Genomic DNA, 3,114 nt, shown 5'->3' on the forward strand with positions numbered 1-3,114 from the left:
CGCCTGGCGCCCCTTTATGACGTCTCGACGGTGCTGTCCTGGCCCCATGTCGTAAAGGCTTATGCCCAATCCATCGACGGCAAGAAGCGCAATCCGGACATGGTTGCCGGAGGACACTGGGAAGCCATCGCCCGAGACGTCGGCTATCGCCCCACCGATGTGAAGAACCGTGTGCAACAGATCGTCGATGCACTGGTGGCCAACCGGGAGAAGATCACGGCCGAGGTGAGCGCGCTTCCCGGTGCCACGAAAGGCTACGTTGCACAGACAGCCGAGGCCATCGAGACCAACGCCCGGCGCATGGCGGGGAGGTTGTAAATGATGGCGAGGGCAACACACAAATGGGCATTCAAGCCGGGCATGCGCGCTGGTGAGTATTCCACGGCACTTGGCCACCTGTTCCACGAACATGTGGCCACCTGTTCCACGGCATGTGGCCACCCCCGTGAGGTGATCTGCGAGGCGCGTTATTCATGACGTGATTTCACCGCTTGGGTCAATAGCGGTGGCTGATGCGGCTTTGTCCATGGGGGGACCCGCGCGCCCGGCGCAGCGCTTACCAAATAGCTGGCGGCGGCGGGCGCGTGGGTGGGCCCTGTGGGCAAAGCCTGAGCGCGACAAGCTGATCATTGCTCTGCCTCATTGGTGTCACCAACTATCTCAGGCCGAGGATTTTTGCGCATTGAGGGGCCGTCGAGCGCGATCCTGTGGGCGTGATGGACCAACCTGTCGAGGATCGCATCGGCGAAGGTCGGATCGCCGATGATGTCATACCACTTTTCTACCGGCAGTTGACTTGTGACGATGGTTGCCTTGCGGCCGTAACGGTCATCCACGATTTCCATCAGGTCGCGCCGCTGGCTGGCGGTCATCTGTTCGGGGCCCCAGTCATCGAGGATCACAACATCGGCGCGCACGATCTTGCGGAAGATGCGCTCGAAGCTGCCGTCACCACGCGCTGTGGCCAGCTCGCTGAAGAGGCGGGGCATGCGGAAGTAGAGGGTGACCTTGCCCTGCCTGCAGGCCTCGTGACCGAGCGCGCAGGCCAGCCAGGATTTGCCGACCCCGCAGGGGCCGGTGATCAGGATGCTGCGATGTCTGGAGATCCAGGCGCCGTCTTGCAGGCTCTGAAACAGCGCACGGTCCAGCTTGCGGGCGGCGCGATAATCGACATCTTCCATGCAGGCGCTGCTCTCGCGCAGTTTTGCTGCGGCCAGGCGGGTCTGGAAGCGACGGCTGTCTCGGGCAGCACTTTCGCGATCGAGCATCAGCCCGATCCATTCGACCGGGTCCATCTGCCGGCTGCCGTCACGGGCCAGCAGCTCTGCAAAAACCTCGGCCATGCCGTCAAGTTTGAGCGTGCGCAGCGCCTCATGGGTGGGGTGTGTGAGCATTTGATGTCTCCTTTGGCTCAGTGGAAATAATGCGCCCCGCGAATGTTCGCGTGGGCAATGGCGGGTGCCTCCGGCGCAGTCTCGACGGGCTGGGTCTCGAGGCGGTTCTTCAGGATGGAGGTGACGGATTTGAGCGAGCAGGCATTGAGCGCCAATGCCCGGGCACAGGCCGCATCCAGCCGTTCCGGGCCAGAGCCGCGTTTCAGCCTGAGGATGCCGACACAGGCGCGGATGCCCTGTTCCGGCCTTGGCTTGTTGCGCAGGATGACCTCGACCAACGTGGCCACATTCGGTCCGACCTTTTGTGCATCGGTCTGCACTTTCTCGGCGGTCATCTCGGCATAGTGGCGGTGTTTGGCAGGCATATGCGCCTTTACCGTCGTGTCGCGCCCGTCCCCGGGCCCTGCGCGCTGATGGCTGGCGACACGCTTGCCGCCCTGAAACGCCTCGACGGTGCTGGTCGTGATCCGCACCCAAAGGGCCGCACGCGCGAGGCCGTAGGGAACGGAATAGTAATGGTCCAGAATGCGGATGTGATAATCGGCCCCGACGGTGACCGATCGCCAATCGGCATGAACATGGCGTGTCGGCGGAAGCGGGATCAGGGCGGGTTGATCCAATTGCTCGAAGAGCTGCTGGCGTGAAGCCCCAAGGTGACGGCTGACGCGGGCATTCAGCTGCGTCAGTGCGCCACGAATGGCCGCGTTCAACTCTTCCAGCGAAAAGAAGACCTGATTGCGCAGCCGCGCGACAATCCAGCGCTGGACCAGCAGCACCCCGCCTTCCGCCTTCGATTTGTCCTTTGGTTTATAAGGCCGAGCGGGGAGAATGGCCGTCTGATAGTGGCGTGCAAGATCGGTGTAGCTGCGATTGACGCCAGGTTCATGAAAGCAGGCGCGCACCACGGCGGATTTGAGATTGTCCGACACGATCAGGGCCGGCGCACCGCCGAAGAATTCGAACGCGCGGACATGCGCACCGATCCAGTCCGGCAGCGTCTGGCTCCAGCTTGCCTCGGCATAGGTGTAATTCGACGCGCCCAAAACGGCGACGAACAACTCGACGGGACGCCGTGTGCCAGTGGCGGGATCCGTCACCTCCATGCGCACGCCGGAATAGTCGACGAACAGCTTCTCGCCTGCGACATGGCGCTGGCGCATGGAGGGGGACAGCCGCTTCACCCACGCGCGGTAATGCTGGCACCAGGCGGAATACCCATACCCGTCATCAGGGTGACAGGCCCGATATTCTTCCCAAAGCAGGCGCAGGGTGACGCCAGAGCGCTTCAACTCTCGGTTGATCTCTGCCCAGTCCGGCATGACGAACGGATGATCCGCGGCACCCGCAACCTGGTGGAAAAGCTGCCGCTCAAGAGCACACTCATCGAGATACTGAACGTCAGGCCACGACAGCCCCGCCTCTGCGGCGCGCTGAAGATAATTCCGCGTCGACGTCCGCCCCAGCCCCAGACTGTCCGCAATCCTGCGCGTCGAATACCCCGACGCGCGAAGTCGTAAAACATCCTTGATCTTGCGCATTGGCAACCTTTCCATCTCGCCCTCCTGCTTCCTCAATGGGCCGCAGAATAGGCAGGGTCAGATCGCCTCGCAGGTCTATCTCAAAGGGGTGGCCACATGCCGTGGAACCAGTGGCCACATGTTCGTGGAATCGATGGCCACATGTTCATGGAATCGATGGCCACATGCGCGTGGAATACTCA

At 62.3% G+C, this 3,114-nt stretch carries 3 protein-coding genes; 1 reads left to right on the forward strand and 2 read right to left on the reverse strand.

Annotation, left to right across the window (positions count from 1 at the left end; translation table 11 throughout):
• Nucleotides 1–318 (forward strand): hypothetical protein (locus PHQ87_RS15355; protein WP_300236282.1); only part of this gene is annotated, 318 nt, incomplete at its 5' end.
• 308 nt (nt 319–626) lie between these two features.
• Here the strand turns inward: PHQ87_RS15355 and istB are convergent.
• Both istB and istA read right to left on the reverse strand, forming a co-directional pair.
• Entirely contained in the window at nt 627–1,394 is a 768-nt protein-coding gene (gene istB / locus PHQ87_RS15360) for an IS21-like element helper ATPase IstB (RefSeq protein WP_300236285.1), read from the reverse strand.
• Nucleotides 1,395–1,411: 17 nt separating this feature from the next.
• Nucleotides 1,412–2,947 carry an IS21 family transposase gene (gene istA, locus PHQ87_RS15365; protein WP_300236288.1) on the reverse strand — a complete coding sequence of 512 codons (1,536 nt, stop codon included), beginning with the start codon at nt 2,945–2,947 and terminating at the stop codon, nt 1,412–1,414.
• Nucleotides 2,948–3,114 lie beyond the last annotated feature (167 nt).

It is taken from the genome of Hydrogenophaga sp. (assembly GCF_028698005.1).
Lineage (GTDB): Bacteria > Pseudomonadota > Gammaproteobacteria > Burkholderiales > Burkholderiaceae_C > Hydrogenophaga.

Excerpts from the sequence above, each read along its gene's own strand:
- istB (WP_300236285.1), bottom strand. The coding sequence starts at position 1,394 with ATGCTCACACACCCCACCCATGAGGCGCTGCGCACGCTCAAACTTGAC.
- istA (WP_300236288.1), bottom strand. The coding sequence starts at position 2,947 with ATGGAAAGGTTGCCAATGCGCAAGATCAAGGATGTTTTACGACTTCGC.